This is a genomic window from Myxococcales bacterium (assembly GCA_023898405.1).
GTDB lineage: Bacteria > Myxococcota > UBA727 > UBA727 > JABDBI01.
The window spans coordinates 316,401-340,633 of sequence record CP060221.1; the positions used below are offsets into that span (position 1 = coordinate 316,401).

General features: G+C 37.8%; 27 protein-coding genes. 13 read left to right on the forward strand and 14 right to left on the reverse strand.

What is annotated here, in order from left to right; all coding sequences use genetic code 11:
• Window positions 1-3 precede the first annotated feature (3 nt).
• Genes H6731_01505 through H6731_01515 form a run of 3 tightly spaced genes read right to left on the reverse strand, consistent with a single transcriptional unit; the run spans window position 4 to window position 1,896 of the window.
• The gene (locus H6731_01505; GenBank protein USN51113.1) at window positions 4-681 is read right to left on the reverse strand and encodes a YggS family pyridoxal phosphate-dependent enzyme; all 678 of its coding nucleotides are present in this window, start codon (window positions 679-681) and stop codon (window positions 4-6) included.
• On the reverse strand, window positions 647-1,231 hold the full coding sequence (maf, locus tag H6731_01510) for a septum formation protein Maf (protein ID USN51114.1): 585 nt from the start codon (window positions 1,229-1,231) through the stop codon (window positions 647-649). The genes H6731_01505 and maf overlap by 35 nt, the downstream gene beginning before the upstream one ends.
• A complete protein-coding gene (locus H6731_01515) occupies window positions 1,228-1,896 on the reverse strand; it encodes a rhomboid family intramembrane serine protease (protein USN51115.1) in 669 nt (222 codons plus the stop codon). The genes maf and H6731_01515 overlap by 4 nt, the downstream gene beginning before the upstream one ends.
• Window positions 1,897-2,248: 352 nt before the next feature.
• Here H6731_01515 and greA point away from each other — a divergent pair, with 352 nt between their 5' ends.
• A complete protein-coding gene (gene greA, locus H6731_01520; protein ID USN51116.1) occupies window positions 2,249-2,722 on the forward strand; it encodes a transcription elongation factor GreA in 474 nt (157 codons plus the stop codon).
• A 30-nt stretch (window positions 2,723-2,752) separates the two neighbouring features.
• Window positions 2,753-4,834 carry an ATP-dependent DNA helicase RecG gene (gene recG / locus H6731_01525; GenBank protein ID USN51117.1) on the forward strand — a complete coding sequence of 694 codons (2,082 nt, stop codon included), beginning with the start codon at window positions 2,753-2,755 and terminating at the stop codon, window positions 4,832-4,834.
• Window positions 4,835-5,138: 304 nt separating this feature from the next.
• On the opposite strand, the gene H6731_01530 is transcribed toward recG, so the two are convergent.
• Window positions 5,139-5,447 carry an alpha-ketoglutarate-dependent dioxygenase AlkB gene (locus H6731_01530; protein ID USN51118.1) on the reverse strand — a complete coding sequence of 103 codons (309 nt, stop codon included), beginning with the start codon at window positions 5,445-5,447 and terminating at the stop codon, window positions 5,139-5,141.
• Window positions 5,448-6,270: 823 nt separating this feature from the next.
• On the opposite strand from H6731_01530, the gene H6731_01535 reads away from it, so the two are divergent.
• Entirely contained in the window at window positions 6,271-7,140 is an 870-nt protein-coding gene (locus tag H6731_01535) for a DUF2608 domain-containing protein (GenBank protein USN51119.1), read from the forward strand.
• 390 nt (window positions 7,141-7,530) lie between these two features.
• On the forward strand, window positions 7,531-8,184 hold the full coding sequence (locus H6731_01540) for an IS1595 family transposase (protein ID USN51120.1): 654 nt from the start codon (window positions 7,531-7,533) through the stop codon (window positions 8,182-8,184).
• Between the two features lie 335 nt (window positions 8,185-8,519).
• On the opposite strand, the gene H6731_01545 is transcribed toward H6731_01540, so the two are convergent.
• Window positions 8,520-9,008, reverse strand: coding sequence for a macro domain-containing protein (locus H6731_01545; protein ID USN51121.1), 489 nt, complete (start codon window positions 9,006-9,008; stop codon window positions 8,520-8,522).
• A gap of 221 nt (window positions 9,009-9,229) precedes the next feature.
• On the opposite strand from H6731_01545, the gene H6731_01550 reads away from it, so the two are divergent.
• Both H6731_01550 and H6731_01555 read left to right on the forward strand, forming a co-directional pair.
• Complete coding sequence (locus H6731_01550) at window positions 9,230-9,553, forward strand: hypothetical protein (GenBank protein USN51122.1); 324 nt, start codon at window positions 9,230-9,232, stop codon at window positions 9,551-9,553.
• Window positions 9,554-9,663: 110 nt separating this feature from the next.
• The gene (locus H6731_01555; GenBank protein ID USN51123.1) at window positions 9,664-10,251 is read left to right on the forward strand and encodes a transposase; all 588 of its coding nucleotides are present in this window, start codon (window positions 9,664-9,666) and stop codon (window positions 10,249-10,251) included.
• A 271-nt stretch (window positions 10,252-10,522) separates the two neighbouring features.
• On the opposite strand, the gene H6731_01560 is transcribed toward H6731_01555, so the two are convergent.
• The gene (locus tag H6731_01560) at window positions 10,523-12,319 is read right to left on the reverse strand and encodes a hypothetical protein (GenBank protein USN51124.1); all 1,797 of its coding nucleotides are present in this window, start codon (window positions 12,317-12,319) and stop codon (window positions 10,523-10,525) included.
• A gap of 691 nt (window positions 12,320-13,010) precedes the next feature.
• Between H6731_01560 and H6731_01565 the strand changes: the two genes are divergently transcribed.
• Both H6731_01565 and H6731_01570 read left to right on the forward strand, forming a co-directional pair.
• Window positions 13,011-13,829, forward strand: coding sequence for a hypothetical protein (locus H6731_01565; protein ID USN51125.1), 819 nt, complete (start codon window positions 13,011-13,013; stop codon window positions 13,827-13,829).
• Entirely contained in the window at window positions 13,792-15,153 is a 1,362-nt protein-coding gene (locus H6731_01570; GenBank protein ID USN51126.1) for a HAMP domain-containing histidine kinase, read from the forward strand. The genes H6731_01565 and H6731_01570 overlap by 38 nt, the downstream gene beginning before the upstream one ends.
• Before the next feature lie 24 nt (window positions 15,154-15,177).
• On the opposite strand, the gene H6731_01575 is transcribed toward H6731_01570, so the two are convergent.
• A complete protein-coding gene (locus tag H6731_01575; GenBank protein ID USN51127.1) occupies window positions 15,178-15,441 on the reverse strand; it encodes a transposase in 264 nt (87 codons plus the stop codon).
• 332 nt (window positions 15,442-15,773) lie between these two features.
• Between H6731_01575 and H6731_01580 the strand changes: the two genes are divergently transcribed.
• Entirely contained in the window at window positions 15,774-16,745 is a 972-nt protein-coding gene (locus tag H6731_01580; GenBank protein USN51128.1) for a hypothetical protein, read from the forward strand.
• A 139-nt stretch (window positions 16,746-16,884) separates the two neighbouring features.
• Here the strand turns inward: H6731_01580 and H6731_01585 are convergent, their stop codons facing one another.
• Together H6731_01585 and H6731_01590 are read right to left on the reverse strand one after the other, a co-directional pair.
• Window positions 16,885-17,472, reverse strand: coding sequence for a transposase (locus tag H6731_01585; GenBank protein ID USN51129.1), 588 nt, complete (start codon window positions 17,470-17,472; stop codon window positions 16,885-16,887).
• Window positions 17,473-17,582: 110 nt separating this feature from the next.
• Entirely contained in the window at window positions 17,583-17,906 is a 324-nt protein-coding gene (locus H6731_01590; GenBank protein USN51130.1) for a hypothetical protein, read from the reverse strand.
• A 59-nt stretch (window positions 17,907-17,965) separates the two neighbouring features.
• Here H6731_01590 and H6731_01595 point away from each other — a divergent pair, with 59 nt between their 5' ends.
• Complete coding sequence (locus tag H6731_01595) at window positions 17,966-18,127, forward strand: hypothetical protein (protein ID USN51912.1); 162 nt, start codon at window positions 17,966-17,968, stop codon at window positions 18,125-18,127.
• A 192-nt stretch (window positions 18,128-18,319) separates the two neighbouring features.
• Here the strand turns inward: H6731_01595 and H6731_01600 are convergent, their stop codons facing one another.
• Window positions 18,320-18,745, reverse strand: a complete 426-nt coding sequence (locus H6731_01600) for a hypothetical protein (GenBank protein USN51131.1) — start codon at window positions 18,743-18,745, stop codon at window positions 18,320-18,322.
• Between the two features lie 161 nt (window positions 18,746-18,906).
• Here H6731_01600 and H6731_01605 point away from each other — a divergent pair, with 161 nt between their 5' ends.
• Window positions 18,907-19,233 carry a divalent-cation tolerance protein CutA gene (locus H6731_01605; GenBank protein ID USN51132.1) on the forward strand — a complete coding sequence of 109 codons (327 nt, stop codon included), beginning with the start codon at window positions 18,907-18,909 and terminating at the stop codon, window positions 19,231-19,233.
• Here the strand turns inward: H6731_01605 and H6731_01610 are convergent.
• The 3 genes from H6731_01610 to H6731_01620 all read right to left on the reverse strand — a co-directional run bounded on the left by H6731_01610 (window position 19,178) and on the right by H6731_01620 (window position 22,655).
• The gene (locus H6731_01610; GenBank protein USN51133.1) at window positions 19,178-20,284 is read right to left on the reverse strand and encodes a hypothetical protein; all 1,107 of its coding nucleotides are present in this window, start codon (window positions 20,282-20,284) and stop codon (window positions 19,178-19,180) included. The genes H6731_01605 and H6731_01610 overlap by 56 nt on opposite strands.
• Before the next feature lie 72 nt (window positions 20,285-20,356).
• A complete protein-coding gene (locus tag H6731_01615) occupies window positions 20,357-21,043 on the reverse strand; it encodes a hypothetical protein (protein USN51134.1) in 687 nt (228 codons plus the stop codon).
• A 115-nt stretch (window positions 21,044-21,158) separates the two neighbouring features.
• Entirely contained in the window at window positions 21,159-22,655 is a 1,497-nt protein-coding gene (locus tag H6731_01620; GenBank protein USN51135.1) for an aldehyde dehydrogenase family protein, read from the reverse strand.
• A gap of 125 nt (window positions 22,656-22,780) precedes the next feature.
• Between H6731_01620 and H6731_01625 the strand changes: the two genes are divergently transcribed.
• Window positions 22,781-23,167 carry a hypothetical protein gene (locus H6731_01625; protein ID USN51136.1) on the forward strand — a complete coding sequence of 129 codons (387 nt, stop codon included), beginning with the start codon at window positions 22,781-22,783 and terminating at the stop codon, window positions 23,165-23,167.
• Window positions 23,168-23,248: 81 nt separating this feature from the next.
• Here H6731_01625 and H6731_01630 read toward each other — a convergent pair whose 3' ends face one another.
• Window positions 23,249-23,716 (reverse strand): hypothetical protein, encoded by a 468-nt coding sequence (locus tag H6731_01630; protein ID USN51137.1) that lies wholly within the window; start codon window positions 23,714-23,716, stop codon window positions 23,249-23,251.
• Between the two features lie 166 nt (window positions 23,717-23,882).
• Between H6731_01630 and H6731_01635 the strand changes: the two genes are divergently transcribed.
• Window positions 23,883-24,200, forward strand: a complete 318-nt coding sequence (locus H6731_01635) for a hypothetical protein (GenBank protein ID USN51138.1) — start codon at window positions 23,883-23,885, stop codon at window positions 24,198-24,200.
• The last annotated feature ends 33 nt before the right edge of the window (window positions 24,201-24,233 follow it).

The following is a 24,233-nucleotide window of genomic DNA, read 5'->3' on the forward strand; positions in this document are numbered from 1 at the left end:
AGGCTATCTCTTACCAAAAAGCCTTTCGCCAATGCGGATAAAATCAGCTCCCGCAATAATTGCCTGTGAAAAATCCGTACTCATTCCCATAGAGAGTTTTATATTATTTCCGATCTGCCGCTTTAAATGCTGCATTTTCGAGAACCAATAATGATGAGGTTTAGTAGGAATAAGAGGTAAAATTGTCATAATCCCCAAGAAATTAAGATTGTCCATCTGCTTCACCAAGGGCCACTCTTGAATAATTTCTTCTTCACTAAATCCGTGACGGCCTTGATCACCACTTAGATTTATTTGCAAGAAAACACCGATGTTATGAGGAGCAACTTTTGACAAGCTCTGGGCGTGAGAAATGCTGTCGATACTATGAACAAAGTGAGCTTTAGATATCAGCTTTATTTTATTTGTTTGAATCGCCCCAATAAAGTGCCATTTAATATCATTCATGCCTGCTTTTTGCGCCTGCTCCCTTTTAAGAACAAATTCCTGAGCGTAACTCTCACCGAAATCTCTGAGCCCCAAATTATAGGCAGCAACTATTTTTTGAAAATCCTGTCCTTTTGATACAGCAATCAATTTAACGCTATCACTACTGCGCTGAGCTTTAAGACAGCTCTCTTTAATTTCATTTTCAAGAGCATTTAAATTACTTTTTAGCGTCGTTGTATAAATCTCTTGCATGCTGCAACACTTCCTCAATTGGCAGACCAACAATATTACTAATACTGCCGCTTATAGTTTTTATCAAAGCCGCACCAGCTCCCTGCACAGCATAGGAACCGGATTTATCAAAACACTCTGCAGTTGCCAAATAACTTAAAATTTCATTCGAAGAGAGACTCCGAAAGCTAACCAAAGACTTAACAACATCAATTTTTATTTTCCCTACGCGGTTAACTAAAGCGTATCCGGTGCTCACCTGGTGTGTTTGTCCTGACAATTGCTTAAGCATTGAGCGGGCATCTTCTTTATCAGCAGGTTTACCAAAAATGCGATTACCCAAAGATACCACGGTATCAGCAGCAATCAGTATGTCCCATTTTTGCTCCCCCACTTGTGCATATACTTTTTTTGCCTTTCTTTCTGCATTGATCTTGGCAATGTCTTCTGGCGACTCTTGCGAACTTTCATCAAGCTCTTGAACATCTGGAGATACGCACCAAACATCATAACCAATTCCACACAAAAGTTCCTTTCGGCGAGGAGATGCCGAAGCAAGCAGTAGTTTCATTTTATTCTCCGCAGATTTTGTTTCATTTTTGCCTGACGCCACATCTGCCTAATTCTTTGAGGTTTATAAAGACCAAAGCTAAAAATAAATGCCGTTAAAATTCCCCCAAAATGTGCTGCACTTGAAGTAGAGGTATTAGAAAAAGCGTAGAGTATTTCTAAACCTACCGTGATATAAACCATCGCTTTTCCACTCAGAGGGAGAATGCCCAACAAATAAATTTGCTGATCGGGGTAGGCTAATCCCCAGGCCACCAACAAGCCTACCGTGACGGCTGAAAAACCTACAACAATTCCACCACCAATCCCCAGTAAAAAAGCAGCAATCACCATCAAAGCGCCAAGAATAATTGCTGTAAAACTAAAAATTAAAAAACGCTTTTCTCCCCATCTATCCTCAAGCTGCGGACCAATCATGTATAAAAGCAAAGCATTGAAGATCACATGCATGGGAGATGAGGCATCATGCAAAAATGCGTAGGTGACCGCACGCCAAATTTCATAGGAAAACACTGTACGGTATGGATCAAGAACCATTTTTGAATACAAATATGCGCCAAAAAAAGTATTACCAAAAATAGCAAAAAGAAGATAAATGCCGATTATAAGTATCAAAAAGCGAGTAACATTTGGGGTTGGGGACATAAAACCAAGCTGGTAGGACATAAAAAACTCCTAGATTTCTAAACCGAGCACTCATATCCTATGCACAGTTATTCATAAAATTAAAGCTCACTCTTTTTTAGATAAAATAATGCATCTACTCATGTCTAAACCTATCACCGGCTTGAAAAATTGAGTCATCTGCTTATGCTTTCGCTAAAAGAGGGACTTTTAAAAGTATTTGACTGATAATTTTTGAGAATCTTTTGCTACTTAAAAGTTTTGCCTTGGGAATCGCCAAGTGTTTTTACAAAACCTTTGTAAGTGGTATAAAAACAGACCAAAAATGCCTTGTAAAATGTTTGAGAAAAAGTCATTTGAGATAGCTACTTAATCACAATCATAGGAATGAATAATGAGCAAACTGCCGATAACCCCCCAGGGATTTAAAAAATTATCGATGGAGCTGGAAAACCTCACCACGGTAGTCCGACCTCAGGTAATCGCTGATATAGCTGAGGCACGCTCTCATGGTGACCTTTCTGAAAACGCTGAGTATGATGCAGCCAAAGAACGTCAGGGTATGGTTGAATCGCGTATTCGTTTTTTAAAATCACGTCTCCAACAGTACCAAGTTGTCGATCCAAAAACTTTAGAGGGTGATCGGGTGACTTTTGGAGCAACAGTCTCTATCGTTGACTGTGAAACCTGCAAAGAAGAAACCTACCAAATTGTTGGTGAAGATGAGGCTGATCTAAAAAGTAAACGTATCAGCATCAGCTCTCCCATAGGACGGGCCCTCATTGGAAAGCAAGTTGGCGATGCGGTGGAAATCCATACCCCAAAAGGTCGAAGAGAATGTGAAGTAACAGCCCTGTGCTTTCAATAAACTTTAGTCTTTCGGCCAAGGAGCGACATCATGAATTCACCACAAAATGCTCCTGCCAATCTTGCTCTTCCCATATCGTCCCTCAAGGGCGTTGGCGAAAAAACTTGCTCTCAACTTAGTAAGTCTGGGATACAAACACTTTTTGATGCTCTTTTACGCGTCCCTAAATCAGTCATCGAGGAAAATGAATGCCCAGGCTTTCTTCACATGGAAACTGGACGCACCTATGTAGCCTTGGGACGAGTAGTTGGAGTTAAAATAAGCGGTTCTGTGAGCGCAAAAAAAAGGCTCGAAGCGGTTGTCGAGGATGAAACTGGGCGGATGTCTGTAATATTTTTTGGTCCGGCCATCAATTACGTCAAGAACATTATAAAAATTGGTGCTGAGTTAATTTTTACAGGAGAAGTTAAAAATTTTTTAGGCCGAACACAGATGGTGCACCCTAAAGTAAGATCACAAAATGAGGATCGCCAAGGCCCCACTCACCAAGCTAATTACTCACAAATAGCTGGAATTACAGGAGCTGCATACAAAAAAATTGTTGATAGAAGTTTAAATTTATTAAGACAAAACAATTTCAGCGATCATTTAGAGCCAAGCATTCTTAAAAGCCATACGCTTCTGCCTCTGCTCGAAGCTATAGAAACAATCCATCAACCTGATACAGTCAACCAGTGGGATGAAAAAGCATATTCTCCCAGTTTTAGGCGTCTTGCGTTTGAAGAAATTTTATCTTTTTTTGTGCGCCTCTATAAAGAACGCAGCACAGAGCACATAAAAAAAGGCATAGCTCTTCCCAAAGCAAGCCTTGAAAAGCTTACAAATAATTTTCTGCCTTTTTCTCTGACAAGCGCTCAAACACGTGTTTTAAAAGAAATCATTAATGATATTGAAAACCCACAGGCGATGAGCAGACTCATACAAGGCGATGTAGGCTCAGGCAAAACTGCGGTCAGCGCTCTTGTGGCTCGCTATATTATAAATCACGGCTACCAAGTTGCCCTCATGGCCCCTACTGAAATTTTGGCAGAACAATTATTCACTGTGTATCAAAAATTTTTTGCTAAACTCGATTGTAGAATCGCTCTTCTTACGGCCAGCACAAAAACCAAAGAGCGAAGAGAGCTGCTTGAAAAAACATCACAGCATTCCATAGATATTTTGATTGGCACACACGCACTTTTAGGTGAAGAAGTAAATTTTAAAAAACTTGGCTTAGTTATTATTGATGAACAGCACCGCTTTGGAGTGAAACAACGAGCACTATTAGCAGAAAAATTTTGTGATAGCCAAGGCCGCTCTCCCCACTTGATGGTGATGTCAGCTACGCCTATTCCTCGTTCTTTAGCGCTCACCATGTATGGTGATTTGGAACTTTCAGTTATCGATGAGCGACCTCCTGGACGTACTCCAGTGCTGACTAAAATTCTTTCAGGAGATCCCATCAAAAATCTGCTCAAACTCTGCGAACGCATTATCGCAACCGATCAAAAAACTTTTATTGTTTTTCCTTTGGTTGAAGAGTCTGAGCACCTCGATCTAGAAAACGCCACTAAAGCTGCTCAAATTTTGAAAGATAAATTTGGTGATCATTCAATCGGTCTTTTACACGGAAAAATGAAAGCAGACGAAAAGCATCAGGTGATGACAGAATTTCGTGACAATAAAATTCGTTTTTTGGTATCAACCACCGTTGTGGAAGTTGGCGTTGATATTCCTGATGCCACCTGTATGGCTATTATTCACCCAGAGCGCTTTGGTTTAGCTCAGCTGCATCAACTTCGAGGGCGAGTTGGCAGAGGCAATTTAGAAAGCTTTTGTTTTTTATTAAGCAATGTCCAAAATAAATTTTCTACTGCCTATCAACGGCTTCATGCTATGTGTCAAAGCGACGATGGATTTAAGCTTGCACAGGTCGATTTAAAAATTCGCGGTCCGGGAGAATTGCTTGGTACCAAACAAGCCGGAGTTCCTAATTTTTTGGTATTCAATCACAGCGATTTTGCCAATCTGGTTGATCCTGCCAAAAAATTAGCTCAACGTATAGCACAACAAAATATTACTCACTCCACAGCTCATCTTCATGCATTTGAAAACCCTCATTTTTCATGAGCCTGCAAAAACAAAACTTATAAAATGCACTGACTATACTTCGAAAGCTACAGACATGAGCTCTGTCTTGTTTTCTCATTGGTAGAAAAAAATCGATTATATTATTTCTCATGCAAAATCTGACAAACAGTTTTCATGCAGGCACAACATAATATTTCGTTTCTAAAAAGTCTTAATATAAGATTCATCACAGTAATATTTATTGAACCATTTTTTTTACAGCCTCTTAGGAACAAAAAACTTTTATATTTCGATCAGTTCTTAGTAAATTTGAATTTCATGATGTTTATAAGCTTTGATTAAGCTAAAACTTATAAAAAATATTTGTTTTACTATTTGCTTGTTCTAAAATTTTTTTCGATGAGTAAATATATTCCTTCCCTAAAAGGCTTTTTGTGCACCTAAAAGTATAATTAATTCTGCTATTCTTAAGTGGCAGGTAGCCTGGAGATGTATTGGGTATTATTTTATGTATCCCATGCCATATTTTTCTGGCTGGACCGCCAAAAACTAAGACATCACCAGATTCTATTAAAATCTTATACGCCAGATTTGAAGGACATGATAAGCTTTTATGTTTAGCGGAAATCACAGGCTTTTCATTGCAAACCAAAAACTCACATGAATCTCCTAGGCTAATGCAAGCTCAATTTTTTCATGGGGTATGTTATAAAAAATTTCAGGAAGATTTTTTAAAGAGCTATATATTCTTCCCCTCCAATCTTTTATATTGAGTTTATTTTTTTCATTTATAGCTCTCCAAGTAGAGGAAGAAACAGTCTAAGCTCCCTTAAGGAAAAATTACTTAGATTTTTAATAAAAGAACACAGGAAAAATTCTGGGGTTTTTAAAACAAAAATTATTTTAATTGTTTTTGCGCACTCGCTTATTAGTAAACTTAGGTCTGCTGTAAATAAATCCTTTAAATTTTAACTATTGGCAACTGTCAACTTTGCGGCCACCTGAAAATTAGCTTTTGGTACAGACTCGTAGTTCTGAGCAGCTGGGCACTTTCAAAATGCTCTTATGCTTCTTATACCTGGTGATTTTTAAACTGACCGCACTGTGAGTTCTTAGATAAGCGCAGTAAAACCAAACAAATAAATGAGCTTATGTATGATTTTTACAAAAATTATTCACCATGTCCTCCATTCGATATTCTTCAATATACAAATCATAATCAAGGTCTTTTAAAAATTGTTTTTCAATAAGATTAAGCTCTTTTAAGCATGATGGCTTTATAGGCAAAAGCTTTATTCTAATGCTGCCAATTAAATAAAGGTGCATACAATCGTCATAAACCAGCAATTATAAGAAAATATTTTTTTAGTTTTAAATTTACTTTTTAAAAAAGTCTTTTTTTTTAGATTCTCTGTTGTTTATTTTTGCCAAGGATACACTTCGCGTGATTCATGATTTTTTACTCGAGCATTCTTATGAAAAATTTGGTGAGCTTATTTTTAATTTTCATCTGCCTATTATCTGCATGCAGACACGTAGACCTTCACCTTGTGCCACAAGAAAAAGAAATAATTGTCTCAGATGAAATATCTGACTTTATTGGGAGAGTAGAACGTGCACTTGCTCAAAAGAAAAAAACTGTGGTGGTTTTTGACATAGATGACACATTATTCAATGCACAAGGACATGTAGGCACTTCTCCTTGGTTTTACGGAATGACAAAAAAACTGCAACAAAGTGGTATAGCAAAGGAGTCAGCCCAAAAAATTATGGGTACTATAGATAAAAAACTCCAAGCATTCGTACCAGTAAAAATGGTTGAGCACAGCACGCTCAAAGCTATCGAAGAATGGCAGAAACAAAAAGTGATGGTTCTGGCTCTCACCTCAAGACCATCTCACTTAAAGGAGGTTACTCTGTCACAATTTAAATCGCTGGGAATCAAACTTTGGCATGAAGACTTTCACTGTATCGAGCAGCACTGGAAAAATAAGCAAGGACATTTTTCAGACGGTATAATCTACGCAGCCAGCAGCACGAGCAAAGAGCTTATCTTTGATCATTTTTTACAAAACCTTAGAGTGTGCAACAGCAATCCTGAAGTTATCGCTTACATCGACGATCAAGATAAATATGTCGAGCAAATAAAAAATTCTGCGGCTAAGTCCAACAGCACATTTATCGGTAATATCTATAAAAGAGCGATTAACTTCAGACAATTTGACATGGAAAAAGCCAACCAAGAACTTGCTCAGATCATATGCAAGCACGACGCATACTTGATTCCTAGTGATTTACATCGATATTTTTTCTCAAATCTAACGCTCCTATGTAAACATATTTAACTAGGCTTTATAATCAATTTTCTAGTACTAGACTCTGGCGTGGCAGCTGGAGCACCACTATTTTTTTAACGGCATATTTAAAGTCCCTAGCGTTTTCGTACTCTTCTTGGCATGCTAACAATCCAATAAACCTATCCCTCTGATGTAATTTTAAGTTCATCGGTACAAATAAAATAACCCTCTCCTCAAGCAATGCTTGAATAAGAGAAGCAATCCCAGAGTTTTGAAAATCAAAATAGCAGCGTTTCTAAACTGTTTTAGCGAACTAGTTACAATCGCTAAATAAATACAAAAAAATAATACAAAAAAACGGTTATTCTTAATCCTTTAATGGCCTTTTGATTTTTTGGGGCTGTAGTAGCTAAGCCCAATTAAGGGTAAGCTACTTCAATGTATAAGAGACGCAGCCGTTTAACAGTGCGCCAGCAGAGCGAACTGATAAAATTATTTGTTGCTGGTGTAACCGCCAGAGCAGCATCAGAACTGGTTATTATTCAATCTAATACAGCCAGTAATTTCTTCTTAAGGTTAAGAAAATTAATAGCCAGCAAACTTCCAAGCTATGACTTAAGCGGAGAAATTGAAGTAGATGAAAGTTATTTTGGCGGAGTTCGAAAAGGCAAGAGAGGACGTGGAGCTGGAGGTAAAGTAGCTGTTTTTGGCCTTCTTAAGCGAGGTGGCAAGGTTTACACAGCCATCATTCCTAATGCAAAAACAGAAACTCTTCTGCCTATTGTAGAAGAGAAAGTTCTTCCGGACAGCATAGTTTATACAGATACCTTTAAATCATATAATGCCTTAGATGTATCTGCATTTCACCATATGCGCATTAATCATTCCAAGCTGTTTGCTGATAAGCAAAACCATATCAATGGGATTGAGAACTTCTGGAACCAAGCCAAACGCAATCTGCGTAAGTTTAATGGGATAAAACAGGATAATTTTTATTGGTTTCTTAAGGAATGTGAATGGCGCTTCAACGGAGGCAATCACCAACAGCTTCTAAAACAGCTAAAATACTGGTATAAACACACTAAACATTAACGCTTAGCTACTACAGCCCCGATTTTTTTAACCAGGCCAAGGCGCGATGGACCATCAATGGTTTTGATCGCTGTCACTTGTCATCCCCGCGCAGGCGGGGATCTAGGCAAAATGCCTATCGTTATTTTCGCAATAATTTTTAAACAATGATAAAAGTGCCTCTTATAAATGCAGTTGTTCCTACAAGTATTTTTGCCTTAAATTTTTTTCGCGGAATACTTGTTTTATTTCTTAACGCAAATTGGGCATTAAACCCCTAGCTATCCGTTAGCCGAGTTACTCAAGTTTTTAAGGCAAGAGCATAAAGGTTATTTACTGCTTGCCTTAACCTACCCTTAGGCAGAAATAGCCGCCTCTTTTTGTGCGACATATTGACCATACACGTGAACTTCAGCATTAAGTTCAGCCAAATCGCGCTGAATAGTAGGCTTCACCTCATCCCAGGAAAGTCCACCAACACCACAAGCAAGCCTTGGAATAGCAATGCTCTTATATTTTTCCTTTTCCACTTCTTTTTTAAGCGCTCGCAAGCATTGATGAACGTTTTCAATACGAGCCTTGCCAGGTTTTTGATGTTCGCTTAAGGGCGGATCTTGAGTGAACAAGCTAATAATTCGCACCTGTTCTGGTCCTCCCCAAGACCAAAGCTCGCCACATTTTGGGTGAAAATTAGTGCAATAATGGCGGAAATCTTTATACAGCGATGGCCATCTTTCTCTTAAAGCTAATGCTAGCCCTTGGTTAAAATGATCAAACGGCGCGATGCCATGAACTATGGCATTGGCTGAGCTTAACAGAATATCTCCTGAAACTTCGGTAATCATCTTTATCCTCGTACACGATAGAGTTTGATAAAAGTTGCTGTATTAAAAAATAAACAATTTCACGAGAGGGCTTTTGAGTTTTATTAGGCCCGATTCTAGGAACGAAAAAACCGTTTTTTGATTTGGCCAACCTAATCTCGACTTTGGCCGAAATTAGAATAAATCGGCAGCCTCAAGAGTAGAAAAGTAAATCAATAACATTTTCTACAAGGCGCCGACAAATGCACATACCACAAATTATTCATGCATTCACTAAAAACTTTGAGGGATGTTCAACCGTCCCAGCACTACTGCGGATTAGAGAATTTTTTGTTGCAAGAGTCGTCACTGTTGGTAAAAGTACCATTACAAATTTGCCTAGGGTCTATGGGCTTGAGCCGTACAATTGCCCATGGCATCATTTGTTTTCACGATATCGATTTTCGCTTTGGGCTTTGTCATTTGCTCTTCTGACTTTAATCAGAAAAACCCTTCTACAATGCACCAAAACGCTCGTGCTTGCGATCGATGCACAAGGGAAAGAAGGTGTTTGCCAAAGCAAATAATCAGAGGCATAAAACTCCAGCACATATTGCAAGGCTTTTGGTAGCAAAGATCGCTAGAAGGTTCTCCGACTTAAGCTTCATTATTGTGGGTGACCAAGGAGTTAGGGCAAATGGGTCGTCCACGGATCAAGGGAAAAAGGATAAAAAGACCAATAACAGTAGTATCTGAAAGCGAACCAAAAGAGGCCATTGTCTCGTGGTATGGGGGCAAGTCACGGAATGTTGGACTCATAAGTGGTACTGGGCTTTGGTATCGCGCAGCAAAAGGTGTTGTCAAAGTTCGTTGGGTATATGTCCAGGACAGAAGTGGTACCCACCGTGAAGAATATCTCTATTCTACCGATGTCAATCTTACTCCAGAACAAATAGTATCTCTCTATACAAGCCGGTGGGCGATAGAGGTGACCTTCCAGGAGTGCAAAGAGCACCTTATGCTTGAAAAAAACCGAGTTTGGTGCAAAAATTCTGTGCTCACTTTAGTGCCTATAATATTTGGTTTCTATAGTGTGATAGTCGTTTTTTATCACCAACATCGAGGCAGTTTATCAAAGTTTAATACTACTACTTGGTGGCCTCAAAAAACGCTGTATCACATTCTCAGATATGCTCTTGAACATTCGTATTTATCTGTGGAGGCAGCACCTATTTTTAAACAGGCCAGTATTCATGCGCCTGTGGATATTCAAATCAAAACATGAAGAGGCCATCTTGTACGCTCTATCTCAAGTGACCTAAACAAATAGTTGCCTCCATATGAAATATTAAATTTCGGCCAAAGTCGAGGTAAAGCCCTCATTACTGCACTAGTAAAACTATTTAGAACCAAATAATAAAATGTGTGGTTACTATTAAAGCCCAAGTTTCAACTTAGCCCCGGTAATCTCCCCAAATAAAAAACTAACCATACACTATTTGGGGAGTGAGAGAAGCATAACTGCGAAGCAACGACGAACTGTCTCCGCTACCTTATTATTGAATCATACAATTATCAATTCTTATGGTTTTAGTCTTGTTAGCGATATCAATGATCATGCTTTTAGCTTTGGCTCGTTGCTCTTTGGGGACGTGAAAAAATAAATTCTCTTTCATAAAATACCAAATATTATTGTCCTTGTTTTTTCTAGATTTAGGTTCTAGCGTGTGGTTTATTGAAATTATTTCACTAAGTTTATCAAAATACTCACCTGTCTCATTAATATCCGTTTCATGAATAAAATTCGAAACAGCGTCACATAGGCGATTAAATTCTTGCTCGCAACTTGGAAAGCCATGACCGTGGTAAATGATACCTGAAAATCCTAGCCTGAGATACTCATTGCTGCTTTTCGCATACAAAAATAATTGGGCAGATTTCTCTTTTTCACACAACTTCCTGAAAGTCAGACAGCTCGATGAGAGAGGTGATGCGATATCTTGAATACAATGGGCTAAAAATATCCGGTCTTTGAAAACTTCAAAATTATCTACGACCGATAAATGGTCACATGGATACTTAAAATTTCCAGCAATACTCATTGCCCCCGTAAAAGTTCCAGGGTAAAGTTGCAGCTGCTTTACCGCAGTTCTCCCTCCAAAACTTTGACCCATGATGAACATTTTCCTTCCTTTGAGATTTTTCACGTTTTCTTCCAATTGAACATCAACATGGCCAGAATTATCAATAAGAGTTTCTGGCCGATTTGAAACTATTTCATAGAAATTATTAATTGCTTGATGAATGGATGCGTGAAGTTCTTCACTCATAAAGTTTTGACTAAGTTTCAACGATAATCGATCGGGCAAATTCAATGAAACAACGACGTGATTTGAACGCAGAAGATATTCGTCAAAAGCAGTTAATCCGGCAATCGTGTAATCGCGCTGCTTTTCTTTTTTCTCATTCCCTCCGTATACTTTTACAATTATGGCCGAATTTACATCGAATGTATTAGGGAAGAAAATGTTGTAACCCGTCTTTATACCAGTGACATCAATTGATTTCCCCTTTTTATGATTTTCAGTGTGCTTTTGATTTTCTGATTCAAAGCCATCATTGTTGAAAATAATTTTGATTTCGTCTATGGGAAGGAGTTGTTTAACTTGGCTCTGGCTATTATTTTGATTGAGCTTCTTAATAAAAATTAAGTCATCGATTATTTTTCTACCATCTACTTGTCTGAGCCCTGGCGACAGGGCGATACTTCTTATAAACCTATTAAACGCTGTTTCCAAATATTTATTCTCAACAATTACGTTAAAATTCTCAGCATAATATTTGGAGGCTTCCTGATCGAGAAAAAGCATGTACCACATAATATGTTCGCTTAGAAATGAAAGAGACTTGGCTGTCTCGGATGCTTTCTCTTCGATGATTTGCAGATTTTCAATTGCGTCGAGATACTCATATGGCAATATGTCATCAATTACAGTGTATTTCTTTAAATTCGAGTTGGTATTTCTCGAGTCAGAAGGTAGTATACGATTAAGGCCAACACAGAATTCAGAAAACAACGCCAGTTGCTCACTATTTTCGGAAACGATGTTCTTATTGCTTAGCGCTAAAATGGTCCATCTTAAATAATTAAATTCATCCGAAACAGGATTAGTTGGTTCATAGCTGATTAACTTATGCGCTATTAAATTAAAAAACACCTGACCCGCATTGGAATTATCCAACTTTCTAAGCTCGCTTTCAAGTTTGGGTCCAAATACGATAGATACGGCACCTAGACTAATAGATGACAACGCTGCAATAGAAAGTAATAAGAATGCTAATGATTTACGCATGAAAACCTCTTCATAAGAAAATTAAATATATTTAAGTAACAAAATAACTGGAAATAAGAAGCCTGTAAATACTGTGTATGGCTTCACAGGATATAGGAAATATAAAAGCCTTTTTTTGAAAATGGCCTTATACTCTTCCCCGACATTTCGAGCCAAAACAACAATTCGTTGCTCAAAAAAGTTCCATAAGACCTTTTTATAGGTTCTTGGGCCTATTCAAAAACCAAGGGCAAGGCCAAAAAATATCTTGACTGCCTGCACTGGAATAAAGCTTTCACTTTAAAGTCCTAATTACTGCACTAGCTCCCCCAAAAATTGCTACTCGGGCAAGATTTTGAGGAATTGTAACAAAGAACCTGGTGGCCTGATGCAAAGCTCAAACGGCCGGCTTGGTTTTTTGGGCCCAGAGCAGCTCTTGGCCAGAAATAAGGTACAGTTTCACCGGGAACCGGGTAATTAATGGGGTTACCTAATAGCTTTCAACTGGTTAAGCAAATTTAAGATCAACAAAATAAATAAATATAAAAACAATAAAAATTACTTAAAAAGTAACAAAATCTGTTACCCGTATGATATTAACAGCAATTACAGACATACTTTTTTAATAAAAGTTATTTTCCCCACTTAACAAAATAAATTTGCTAGATAGATTACAGCACGTACCGTCTTTGATGAATAAATGTTAAAATAAATGCTATATAATAAACTATCTTTACAAGAAAAAGAAAAAAAATTAATCACTCTCATGAATTCTGTTTTTATGGATGCCAGGTTTAAGGATGAAATAAACAGTATAATAGCTGCATTATCACTGACTCGATCGGCAATAGAAAGAGCGTTTTTAGATTACAATATAGATGTTTTCAATCATGATAATTCCATATATAAAGAAACCACCATACGAGCAGTGCTTCATTTGCATAATTTAATCGCGGGAAGTTGGCATATATCAAGACAAGAGGCTGTTTGCCAACTAATCAATTTAGCCCAACCTCGTAGTGCAATTGATTTGGGCTTTGGAGTTCCATCACGATATGTATTCGAATTGCTAAAAGACAAAAACTTTCAGCTAACAATGTGTGATTATCAACATTCAGCAATAACATTTGCGGAAGTATTGCTCCATATTTGGAATCCCAACTGGCGTAGCAACATTAAGCTCATTTGTAAAAATATTGAAGAAGTGCAACAATGCGTGTCGGACTACGACCTTTACATCTCCTTACACTCAATTGAGCACGTAACTAATCCTACTCAATGCATGCTTGATTACATCAAATTCACCGCAAACAATGCTCGATTTCTCTTGGAAATTCCTATTGGGCCCATCACCCCAGAACATAATATCGAATGGGCTACTGTTTTAGAGGCACAGAAATGGATTAATGAACTTGGTTTAAAAATAATCCATGAGCGCTTTACCAAAGTGAACCCATACATTGATTTATTTGCTGAACCGCATGAATACAACTATGGCGGTTACTTACTATTGTGCGAAAAAAGGTTATAGCGTAGTGTTTTTTATTCGTTTATGGACAAAAAAACTTTATGAAGGTTTGCAGTGGTCTTTTAAGGAATCAGAACCCTACTTTGCCACCTTTGGCATTTCTGTACTTGTGGGCGTGCTGGGTTTTTATTTTATTAACCCTGTTGTTAATAGCGACGTATACGAAAACATAGGGCTACGAATAGTTGGTGGTATTTTAGTAACTCCTCTCATGTTCACTCAATTTTGGCCACTTAAATTAAAAAAATATTTATTCATCTATTGGTATCTCGTTTTTATTTATGTTTTACCCTTCTTTTTTACTTTCATGATCCTGATGAACCCATTATCTAATATTTGGCATCTTAATGGCCTTATTTGCTTAATCATCATGGTATTATTCGTTGATCTAGGTTCACTATTACTTTTATTGTTTATCGGTATTTCTGCGGGTTTCATTTGTTTTTATGTCCGCTTAAACGGCAAAGTAATAGTCCCTGAACAACTCTTGTGGGTTTTATTTTGTTACTTAGGTCCTATTTGCTATGTCGTCTTATTTTCACGTAAGCGTGAAAAAATCCAGCAACTAAAAATTAACAATATGAAATTCGTCGCTGAATCAATTGCTCATGAGCTACGCACTCCTCTCTCTTCAATGACTATGGCTGCACAAGCTTTAGGGCAACTTTTACCTACTTTTTGTCATGCATATACACTGGCCAAAGAAGCAAAACTACCGGTAAAAACAATTGCTCCTTTTTTGCAAAAAAATCTTGAAGAATTACCTTGCGTGTTGGACACCGTGAGCAGAAATGCTAACGCGATGGTAACTTTATTACTGGCCAATCTACGTGAAGAAACTAAATTTGAAAAATTGCAACAATGCAGCATGATTGCCTGCATACAATCTGCATTGAGCACGTATCCTTTTTCAAAAAAAGAAAGACTATTGGTAAATTGGGATATTAATCAACAACACAACGACTTTGATTTTATTGGTCATAGTGAACTCATGAAACATGTTTTCTTCAATCTTTTAAAAAATGCACTTTATGCTATAGCTCAAGCTAAGAAAGGAGATATTACGATCTCTATAATTCCTGCCTCAAGGGATTCTGAAAAAAAATCCGGCGAATATAACAAAGTGATATTTATGGATACAGCTACAGGAATAGCTCCTAATATTATCCCTCACATCTTTGATCGCTTCTATTCAAATAAAGAACATGGCACAGGTATTGGCTTGGCATTTTGTCGTACAACGTTACATGCCTTTAATGGACATATATCCTGCTCTTCACAACAAGGAAAACACACTTCGTTTACCCTATATCTTCCTCTTAGTTAATAAATAAATTAAGCTGAATATCGCTTAAGCCATTTTTGGTTTTGCCGGTCTGAAAGTATATGCGGCAAGACCTGCAAGCACGCTGACAAAGAATGCTCTGATTGAACGGTGTCTCGTATGCTCGATTTGGAAGATGTTTTTTAGCTGATCGTTTACCGTTTCAATTAATCCTCTGGCTCTCAAACATTTTTTCTCAAACGATGTTAACACGCGTTCAAAGCCAGTATTTTTACCTCGATTTACCGTTAAAAAGATTTCAATAGGTAGTGCTATTTTTGAAAGTAGCAACGTTAAACGCTGGTAGCTGGGGAGTCGTGGAAAAAAGTCTTTAAATCGTGAGCACAGCAGCAAAAAATAGAAAGCTTTAAATGTTCTTACCTGGCTACTTTCCTTTGCTGGGAAAACTAACCTATGGAATGAATGGCTTTTTTCGATCAGGGTCCCTTAAACGATATTCTGGTTAAACGCACCAAAAAATGATTTCTTCGAGTCAGTATAACTATTTAGCAATCAATAAGTTGCTGCAAACACAATGAAATATTAAATAAATTAGAAGCTGCAATTTAATCAGAAATTTAATACATAAAAATAATATTATAAATTTTAAAATTGGCGTTATTATGACTAACAAAATAATGATTTTTCTTACAATTACTATGGTTTTTCTAACAAGCGTATTTTCCAAAGGCGAAATAGCACTTAAATCCAGTGCCGCTGAGCAAGAAATAGCAGTTCGCAATCAGCTAAAGAATGAAGCGAATCACATCTCTAAAATTTCAGAGTCAGCCGCTATCCCAATGCTTATCGATGCAATGGGTCGTATGATGAATGTGCTGAAAAAAAATAATTTTATCGAAATGATTGCGCCGGATGATAAAATTGGCTGGGCAAAAGCTGTCTGCGTTGGCTATATCGGAGATAGCAGCGGTGAATGTCTGCAACAACAACATCCTGATTCAAAAGGAGAAAATAATCTCTGGCAAGCTGGTTTACGCGGTTGGACCAGCACAATTAATCAGAAGATCTATTGGGTCGGCACTGCCCCCAACCATCTTGCTTGGCATGAAGTAATGCATAAAATTTCAGCACCTAATGGTGAAACAATGGTTAAAAGAACAGTGGGCGACGCCTTTAACGAAGGCATAATCAACTTCTTTACCACAGAAGCGTTGAAATCCACCTATTTTTCTACAATACAATCACCCATTCCAGCTGTTGATAAACAAACTTACCCTCGCCAAACTTGGGAGGTTGGTGGAATGTGTCAATCAGCCTTCGATGCCTGTTTCAAAATGTTTACCAATAATGGTGACTATACTGCTTTTGCACAAGCAGTATACGACGCTTCGGAAGTAACTTCCGTTACTAAAAATGCCTTCGCTACAGCTTTCAAAGTTCGCTTTAAAAATCTTATGGAAAATAATCCTGGAGCAAACCCAAATAAAACTTACCAGACGGTGTGCAACGCGCTCAGTACCTGCAAACGATGTTACAATGACACTGATATTCTTAACCTTAACAATTATCTAGGAACCACTAAGGGAGAGTTACTGGAAGGGTTTGGGCGCGGACCATCAAGCTGTTTTGAATAGGATTTTTAAATTATGTTTACGTTAAACGTCGCTTAGCAATTTATTTCTTGTTAGCTCGACTTTGGCCGAAATTTAATATTTCATATGGAGGCAACTATTTGTTTAGGTCACTTGAGATAGAGCGTACAAGATGGCCTCTTCATGTTTTGATTTGAATATCCACAGGCGCATGAATACTGGCCTGTTTAAAAATAGGTGCTGCCTCCACAGATAAATACGAATGTTTAAGAGCATATCTAAGAATGTGATACAGCGTTTTTTGAGGCCACCAAGTAGTGGTATTAAACTTTGATAAACTACCTCGATGTTGGTGATAAAAAACGACTATCACACTATAGAAACCAAATATTATAGGTACTAAAGTGAGCACAGAATTTTTGCACCAAACTCGGGTTTTTTCAAGCCTAAGGTGCTCTTTGCACTCCTGGAAGGTCACCTCTATCGCCCACCGGCTTGTATAGAGAGATACTATTTGTTCTGGAGTAAGATTGACATCGGTAGAATAGAGATATTCTTCACGGTGGGTACCACTTCTGTCCTGGACATATACCCAACGAACTTTGACAACACCTTTTGCTGCGCGATACCAAAGCCCAGTACCACTTATGAGTCCAACATTCCGTGACTTGCCCCCATACCACGAGACAATGGCCTCTTTTGGTTCGCTTTCAGATACTACTGTTATTGGTCTTTTTATCCTTTTTCCCTTGATCCGTGGACGACCCATTTGCCCTAACTCCTTGGTCACCCACAATAATGAAGCTTAAGTCGGAGAACCTTCTAGCGATCTTTGCTACCAAAAGCTTTGCAATATGTGCTGGAGTTTTATGCCTCTGATTATTTGCTTTGCCAAACACCTTCTTTCTCTTGTGCATCGATCGCAAGCACGAGCGTTTTGGTGCATTGTAGAAGGGTTTTTCTGATTAAAGTCAGAAGAGCAAATGACAAAGCCCAAAGCGAAAATCGATATCGTGAAAACAAATGATGCCATGGGCAATTGTACGGCTCAAGCCCATAGACCCTAGCCAAATTTGTAATGGTACTTTTACCAACAGTGACGACTCTTGCAACAAAAAATTCTCTAATCCGCAGTAGTGCTGGGACGGTTGAACATCCCTCAAAGTTTTTAGTGAATGCATGAATAATTTGTGGTATGTGCATTTGTCGGCGCCTTGTAGAAAATGTTATTGATTTACTTCTGCTCTTGAGGCTGCCGATTTATTCTAATTTCGGCCAAAGTCGAGCTAAAGCGCCTGTCACTGCCAAAAAACATCCCAGTCTTAGCAAATTTAGATTTCGGCCACACGACTCCAATTTTTACTATCCCCATCGGTGGTAGAGCTAAGATTGAAGATAGTGAGATTACTATTACACAACATTAGGCTCCAATCTACCGCGCAAGTAGTATCGATGATGCGGAGCTAAGACTGCTATTTCTGGCGATCCAAAATATTTCGAAAAAATGGACCATGCCGGTGCCAAATTGGAGTTTGGCAATGAATCAATTCCTCATCAATTTTGAAGAGAATTGTTGAAATCTTTAAGCTTCGTTTACACAAAATTTCTTACAGGCTCTACAAGTCTTTAACTCTTTCAAGCTTTCCACACCAACTGTTGCTGCGGAAAAGAAACAAGTAGATCTCTTTGAAATATACTTGGTTTAATTTATCACCTTTAAATTCAATCCAAGTTTTTTGCCACGGGTTACCTTCACTTGATTTACTACCAGTTATTTTTTCAATAACTTTGTTGTTTTCATGTGCACTTTCTAAATCTGCTCTTTTGATGACGGTAGAAAACTTTTCGTTGTTATCAATTTGGATAGCAACTTTCAAATATTCGTCATGGCTTTCTGAAATTTCTACGGTGCATTCATCCTTGGTCCAAAAGACTGTTCCCGAAAGGACTCCTTTGTAAGTCCCTATCAGGCTTTCTGAGGTGGCGTTGAAAGAGAAAAATATTAAACAGAAAATAGAAAGGATGTTTCTTGAAACCTTCATAAACTGTTTCCTTTGATTTTAGCTTGCGCGAGAACTCTAGAGATCTAATCTCAAAATTCAATGCACTATCATCATCGATCCAATGCCCTATTTTTTTTAAGGGGTTGATAAATACCATCGAGCTGTCAACAGATTGTCATCAAAATTTCATGAGATTGTTTATGATTCAAGAACATAACAAAATAGTGGTGGCTTTAGCCACCTTTCCTAAAAAACAAGATTGGAAGAAATTTTTCACCCAAATTATTGAGCATGAATTAGCGGCATGCATAAACATTGTGAACGATGCCACCAGCATTTACCGATATAAAAAACAATTATGCATAGACGAAGAAGTCATTGCCATTATTAAGCTCAGCTCAAAAAAGCAAAATGATTTAGAAGAATTTTTCAAAAAAAATCATCCCTATGAAGTTTTTGAACTATTATTTTTTAATATCCAAAGTGGATTTCCTGCTTATCTTGATTTTGTATTAGAGCATATCTAAAAAAATACAGTCCCTGAAAATCGCCTTCAGGAGAAAATCGTATTTCAAAATCAACTTTGGGATTTGCAACACCCTCACTCCCTTTTGACCGATTAAAACTTTTGCAAACTTTTCTAGCTACTTTTTCCCAATGAAAAAAACTCTGATTCTGCCGTTTGATTCTAGTTTTAAATCGATTACGGGTTTCTCCCCAATCGGCAAGAACATTTTGAATTCTAGATGAAAAATGTCGACCATCGAGATAAGCAAAGGCCTGAGGATTATTCCAATCAATCACGCTTATGACTTGCATCAAAAATCTCGCCATTTCTTTCTTATCGACAACATGAATACCACCACAGGAAAAACTAATATTATCGTTGATTATCCCGCACAAGCACAGGCCTCGCAGCATGATAACTGCATCCGCCTTGCCCCAACTTGATTGTATTTCTGGTGCAAATCTTCGAGTATTATTTATAGGAAGCTGAGCAAGCTTAAAATCTTTGGAGTTAAAAGTTTTTATATCCAAATCTGTTCGTAGAATGCGTTTTTCAGGAAAAACTTTTAGCATGGCTTCCGACATGGAAAGATGCCACGATTTATCCGACCAATTTTCCTCCCCACCCTCGGCCAAAAAAATTAGGTTCTGAATATCGCTAAATTTTTCTCTCTCATTTCTTAATTTTTCACACGCCTGCTTCAATAAATTATTAGTTGAGAAAGAATCATATGAATAATTTTGCGGAATTAAACTTTGAAAAAATTCTTCTTCATCAATTTTCATTGCTAAATTATCTTCATTCCGCGTAATTGATTTTTCTAATGCTGATTCCAAAATTAAAAATTGTCCTTTAGGAAGTTGGAATTTTTTCTGAGATACTTCGTCTTGCACAAAAAAAACTTTCTCCTTGTTTTGTGTTCGATATATCTCGCACACTTTTCCCGTCACATTAAAGCCTGTAACGTAATTAAAAAAGCGGACGCGATCTCCTATATCTAATGCTTTAAGCGAAAAAGAAAAAAATATTATTGTTCCTATTATTTTTTTTGTATCTAAAAATAATTTCACGAAGTTTTTCTCCTTCTACAGATATATGCACAAGCTTTAAAACTCTTTAATAAGCATTTTTAAAAACTACACCTACAGCATAAAAACAGTATTAATGAGAAATTTGCAATAAGCATCTTTTGTCAAATCTTTCTCACTGCATTCATTTATTTTATCGTTGAAAGATTCCCTCATACCTGACTTAGTATTGATTACCTTTGTTTTTTTTGACTTCTGTTTAAACAAGCACTTATACATAAGGCGGTAGTAGTTTTTGGAGATATTCTCTAAGTTAATATTTTTTATTTCCTGCCAAAATATTTGTTCAAAATTTTGCTGTTCCTTTAGGCTTATTAGTTGTTTAGCGAAATCAAGATTCCCCCCTGAACTTGAAAATATGCCAGAATCTGTTGACTCCTTGATCACTTCCCTCAGGCACTGATGATATTTTAAAAAATTTTGATTTTTTGTAGTCTCAGATAGATAGTGGTAAATCATCAAAAAATGAGTATCTCTCAAGACCAAAAGCGCAATTAAAAAATGTTTTTTTTCTCTGTTCTCGCAAGAAAAAATTCTCTTTACTTTTTTTAAGAGGGAATCGGGAGCAAAATGTTCATATTTCATTTCATGCATCCAATTAAAAAAATTTTCCTGCTGTTGAAATAAAAATTCCGCAACTTCTGGTTCACTACCAGCGCAGTCTCCTGCAATTATTTTACAAAAATATGAATTTACCAAAAGAAATAAAATAAATAATAGATTACTCTTTGGATAAAACATGTTCACCTCGGTAGATTAAATAAGTCCAACCACTCTAAACAATTATTTTTGCCTTTTAGAATTTTTTTTGCCCTTATATTATTTCCCGCACAATGTCATTAATTAATTTTTCGTTTCATTTGGAAAGCGCCATGCATACACTTTTAGTCTCTGTATACAAAGAGAGTGCATCGGGCCCAAGCTCTCGCCCCCATCCAGACTGTTTATAGCCGCCAAAAGGCATGTTGACATCGCTTACTTGATAACAATTCACATACACACTCCCCGCGCGTAGGGCGGTCGAGATTCTATGCGCTTTGCTCAAGTCATTGGTCCATACGCCGGCCGCAAGACCATAATGAGTATTGTTTGCCTCGCTCAACATTTCTTCTTCGTCATCAAAAGCTTGAGCACACAACACCGGGCCAAAAATTTCTTCGCGCCTAATAGTCATTTCTTTTTTTGTATTAACAAACACAACCGGACGCACAAAATATCCCTCACTTTCATAGGCTTCTAATCCACACAGTGCATAAGCCCCCTCCTTTACTCCTTGATCTATATATCCACGAACGGTTTTTAATTGTGCAGCCGAAATAAGTGGTCCAAGTTCACTGCCGAGCGCCATTCCTGGACCTATGTGAAGTTTTTTGGCAATACTAACTACACCTTCAACAACCTGATCAAAAACAGATCTTTCAATAAATAATCGTGATCCTGCGCTGCACGCTTGTCCGCAGTTTGAAAAAATAGCTCTGGCTGCTGCAGGAATAGCTGTTTCAAGATCAGCATCAGCAAAAATAATATGAGGAGATTTACCACCCAGCTCCAATGAAACTTTTTTCAAATTAGTGCTTGCCGCTTTCACCACCAATTTTCCAACTTCGGCAGAGCCGGTAAAGGCAATTTTATCTATGCCACTGTGCTCGCTCAACAAAGATCCACTATAGCCATCACCATGAACAATATTGACTACACCTTCGGGCAAACCTGCTTTTTGCAGAATTTGTGCCAAATATGTAGCCGTAAGCGGAGTTTGCTCGGCGGGTTTTAAAACTGAAGTGCACCCTACTGCCAAAGCCGGTGCTAGTTTCCAAGCCGCCATCACCAAAGGAACATTCCACGGAATAATCTGTCCTACCACTCCAATAGCTTCATGCCGCACCGAAGCGTTAAAGGTATTCATGCCAGCATGAGCAATATTTATGTATCTGCCATCAAGTTTGCTTGCCCACCCTGCATAGTAGCGAAAAGTTTCAGAGGCACGAGTGATATCACCGAAACGAGCAAGTTTATAAGGTTTGCCATTATCAAGAGATTCAAGCTGACCTAGAATATCTCCGTGTTCATCAATAAGATCACCTATACGCCAAAGAATTTTTCCTCGCTGACTTGGCGACATGTATGACCATTCACTATTTTTAAAAGCCTTGCGTGCACTTGCTATCGCATCATCTATTTCTTCTTGGCCAGCTTGCGCGGCAACAGTAATTTTTTTCCCATCACTGGGGTCTAGAATATCATTAGTTTTTTTTGAAACTGACGTCCTCATCTTTCCATCAATAAAATGCAAACATGGTTTTAAAGCAAATTCTTTAGCCTCAGGGCTTAATAGATTAAGTGCAGTGGTCATAGAGATCCCCAGCGAATAGTTTTAGTGTCCGCTAGGATAAACAATCAGAAAAGCTCCAGTGCTTCCATCTTGCTAGATCTTTTATCAATTGTTAGGAAGGTTAAAACCATTTTTAGGTACTTGCTATGAATCTCACAAAATTATCATTGGCTATAATCCTTGCCCATTCCCTCTATGGTCACATTGGCAACGCGCGCCCAGACGTATATTTTAGCGACTCAGCCGACTATCAGGGTGCCTATTTAGCGCACGAACTTGAAGGCGGCTACATCAAATTTAAAATGAGCGACGAGGCTAGCAATATTCGTATTTCTGATAAATGGTATAAGCTCTCTTCCCTTAAAAGCTTCACTCAAAACAGCTATGGTTTTCAAAATTTTGCATTAAAGCAAGATTTTATCGAAATGTTTGAGCAATCTTTCTTATCTTATTTTTCCACTATGGAGTTTATTGAGGAACTTAATCGTCTGTTAGAAGCTTTTAGCCGTGCTCACCGTGCTGATGTCAAATAATATACGAATGAAAATTCTCATTCAAAAAAAATGGCCTTTTGCTGTCTAGACACTTAAGGCCACAAATAATTCATCTCCCAATTAATAGCCTATACTTTCTAGGCTTCCTAAATTATCGAGCAGAGTTTTTAAGCTATCGGCATATGGATAATCCTCCAATAAGCCTATTTGACATCGAGCATTAGCCGCAAAAATAAAGTCCTTTCCATTAATCATTATTCTGTAGCTCGTGGTGGGAAGATCGGTACATTGGGGGCTATCATTAAATTTCAATTCTCCTGTAGAAACTTCTCCAGCAAGTTTGCGGATTCTTTCCATTACTTTTGAACTCAAGATAGCGAGCTCTTCCGTCATACAAGGTGTTGCATAATTTGGGCAATAAGAAGTTATGACTCGACCGCTTTCAAAAAGAGTTATTCCACTAGACCAACCTGACATTTCTGGCGGAGTCATTCCACCTGACGTCACTCTCGACATGAGAGCTGCATCCTCGGAAAAACCCGAGAATGCCACAAACATCAAGCTCATTGTCACAACAAAACTTCGCATAATAAACCCTCCTATCAATTATGCCTGATAGTAAATGCTAGTGTATTATTCATGAATTTGGTCTTTTGGCAGCAATAAGTACTGCTTTTAAAATTTATTTATTTTTAATTCTTGACGTATTTCATCTGGCTCTGGCAACACAATTTTTGCCCAAGGCATTAATCAATTGCTGATGTGCTTGCCTCCTACTCATAACGGTCCGGCTCGGCGGCTCATCCTTGTAGACCCTGCTCTAAATCAATTTATAAAAATTTCGAATGAGAAAAGCGTTGAAACTCACTATCCAACGGTAAGCGATCTTATTAATCGAGATCCTGAACTCATAGCTAATAACGCTTTGATCATCAATTGGGCCCATCCAAACTCAAAGGATGCTTATGATGAAGGCTTCTTTAAATTCTTCTTCTTTAATAGAAAACCAACATACGTTTGGCTTAGCAAAACAGAGGAAACAATAAAAACATACGAAGAGAATACAATTTAATTTTTTGCAAGTCCGCCCTAACGGGGCGGATTT

Coding starts and splice junctions, on each gene's coding strand:
- H6731_01615 (USN51134.1), bottom strand. CDS start 21,043: ATGTTTTATCCAAAGAGTAATCTATTATTTATTTTATTTCTTTTGGTA.
- H6731_01580 (USN51128.1), top strand. CDS start 15,774: ATGACTAACAAAATAATGATTTTTCTTACAATTACTATGGTTTTTCTA.
- H6731_01565 (USN51125.1), top strand. CDS start 13,011: ATGCTATATAATAAACTATCTTTACAAGAAAAAGAAAAAAAATTAATC.
- H6731_01570 (USN51126.1), top strand. CDS start 13,792: ATGGCGGTTACTTACTATTGTGCGAAAAAAGGTTATAGCGTAGTGTTT.
- H6731_01630 (USN51137.1), bottom strand. CDS start 23,716: ATGCGAAGTTTTGTTGTGACAATGAGCTTGATGTTTGTGGCATTCTCG.
- greA (USN51116.1), top strand. CDS start 2,249: ATGAGCAAACTGCCGATAACCCCCCAGGGATTTAAAAAATTATCGATG.
- H6731_01590 (USN51130.1), bottom strand. CDS start 17,906: ATGCACATACCACAAATTATTCATGCATTCACTAAAAACTTTGAGGGA.
- H6731_01515 (USN51115.1), bottom strand. CDS start 1,896: ATGTCCTACCAGCTTGGTTTTATGTCCCCAACCCCAAATGTTACTCGC.
- H6731_01585 (USN51129.1), bottom strand. CDS start 17,472: ATGGGTCGTCCACGGATCAAGGGAAAAAGGATAAAAAGACCAATAACA.
- H6731_01625 (USN51136.1), top strand. CDS start 22,781: ATGAATCTCACAAAATTATCATTGGCTATAATCCTTGCCCATTCCCTC.
- H6731_01505 (USN51113.1), bottom strand. CDS start 681: ATGCAAGAGATTTATACAACGACGCTAAAAAGTAATTTAAATGCTCTT.
- H6731_01540 (USN51120.1), top strand. CDS start 7,531: ATGTATAAGAGACGCAGCCGTTTAACAGTGCGCCAGCAGAGCGAACTG.
- H6731_01560 (USN51124.1), bottom strand. CDS start 12,319: ATGCGTAAATCATTAGCATTCTTATTACTTTCTATTGCAGCGTTGTCA.
- H6731_01605 (USN51132.1), top strand. CDS start 18,907: ATGATTCAAGAACATAACAAAATAGTGGTGGCTTTAGCCACCTTTCCT.
- H6731_01555 (USN51123.1), top strand. CDS start 9,664: ATGGGTCGTCCACGGATCAAGGGAAAAAGGATAAAAAGACCAATAACA.
- H6731_01620 (USN51135.1), bottom strand. CDS start 22,655: ATGACCACTGCACTTAATCTATTAAGCCCTGAGGCTAAAGAATTTGCT.
- H6731_01550 (USN51122.1), top strand. CDS start 9,230: ATGCACATACCACAAATTATTCATGCATTCACTAAAAACTTTGAGGGA.
- H6731_01600 (USN51131.1), bottom strand. CDS start 18,745: ATGAAGGTTTCAAGAAACATCCTTTCTATTTTCTGTTTAATATTTTTC.
- recG (USN51117.1), top strand. CDS start 2,753: ATGAATTCACCACAAAATGCTCCTGCCAATCTTGCTCTTCCCATATCG.
- maf (USN51114.1), bottom strand. CDS start 1,231: ATGAAACTACTGCTTGCTTCGGCATCTCCTCGCCGAAAGGAACTTTTG.
- H6731_01535 (USN51119.1), top strand. CDS start 6,271: ATGAAAAATTTGGTGAGCTTATTTTTAATTTTCATCTGCCTATTATCT.
- H6731_01545 (USN51121.1), bottom strand. CDS start 9,008: ATGATTACCGAAGTTTCAGGAGATATTCTGTTAAGCTCAGCCAATGCC.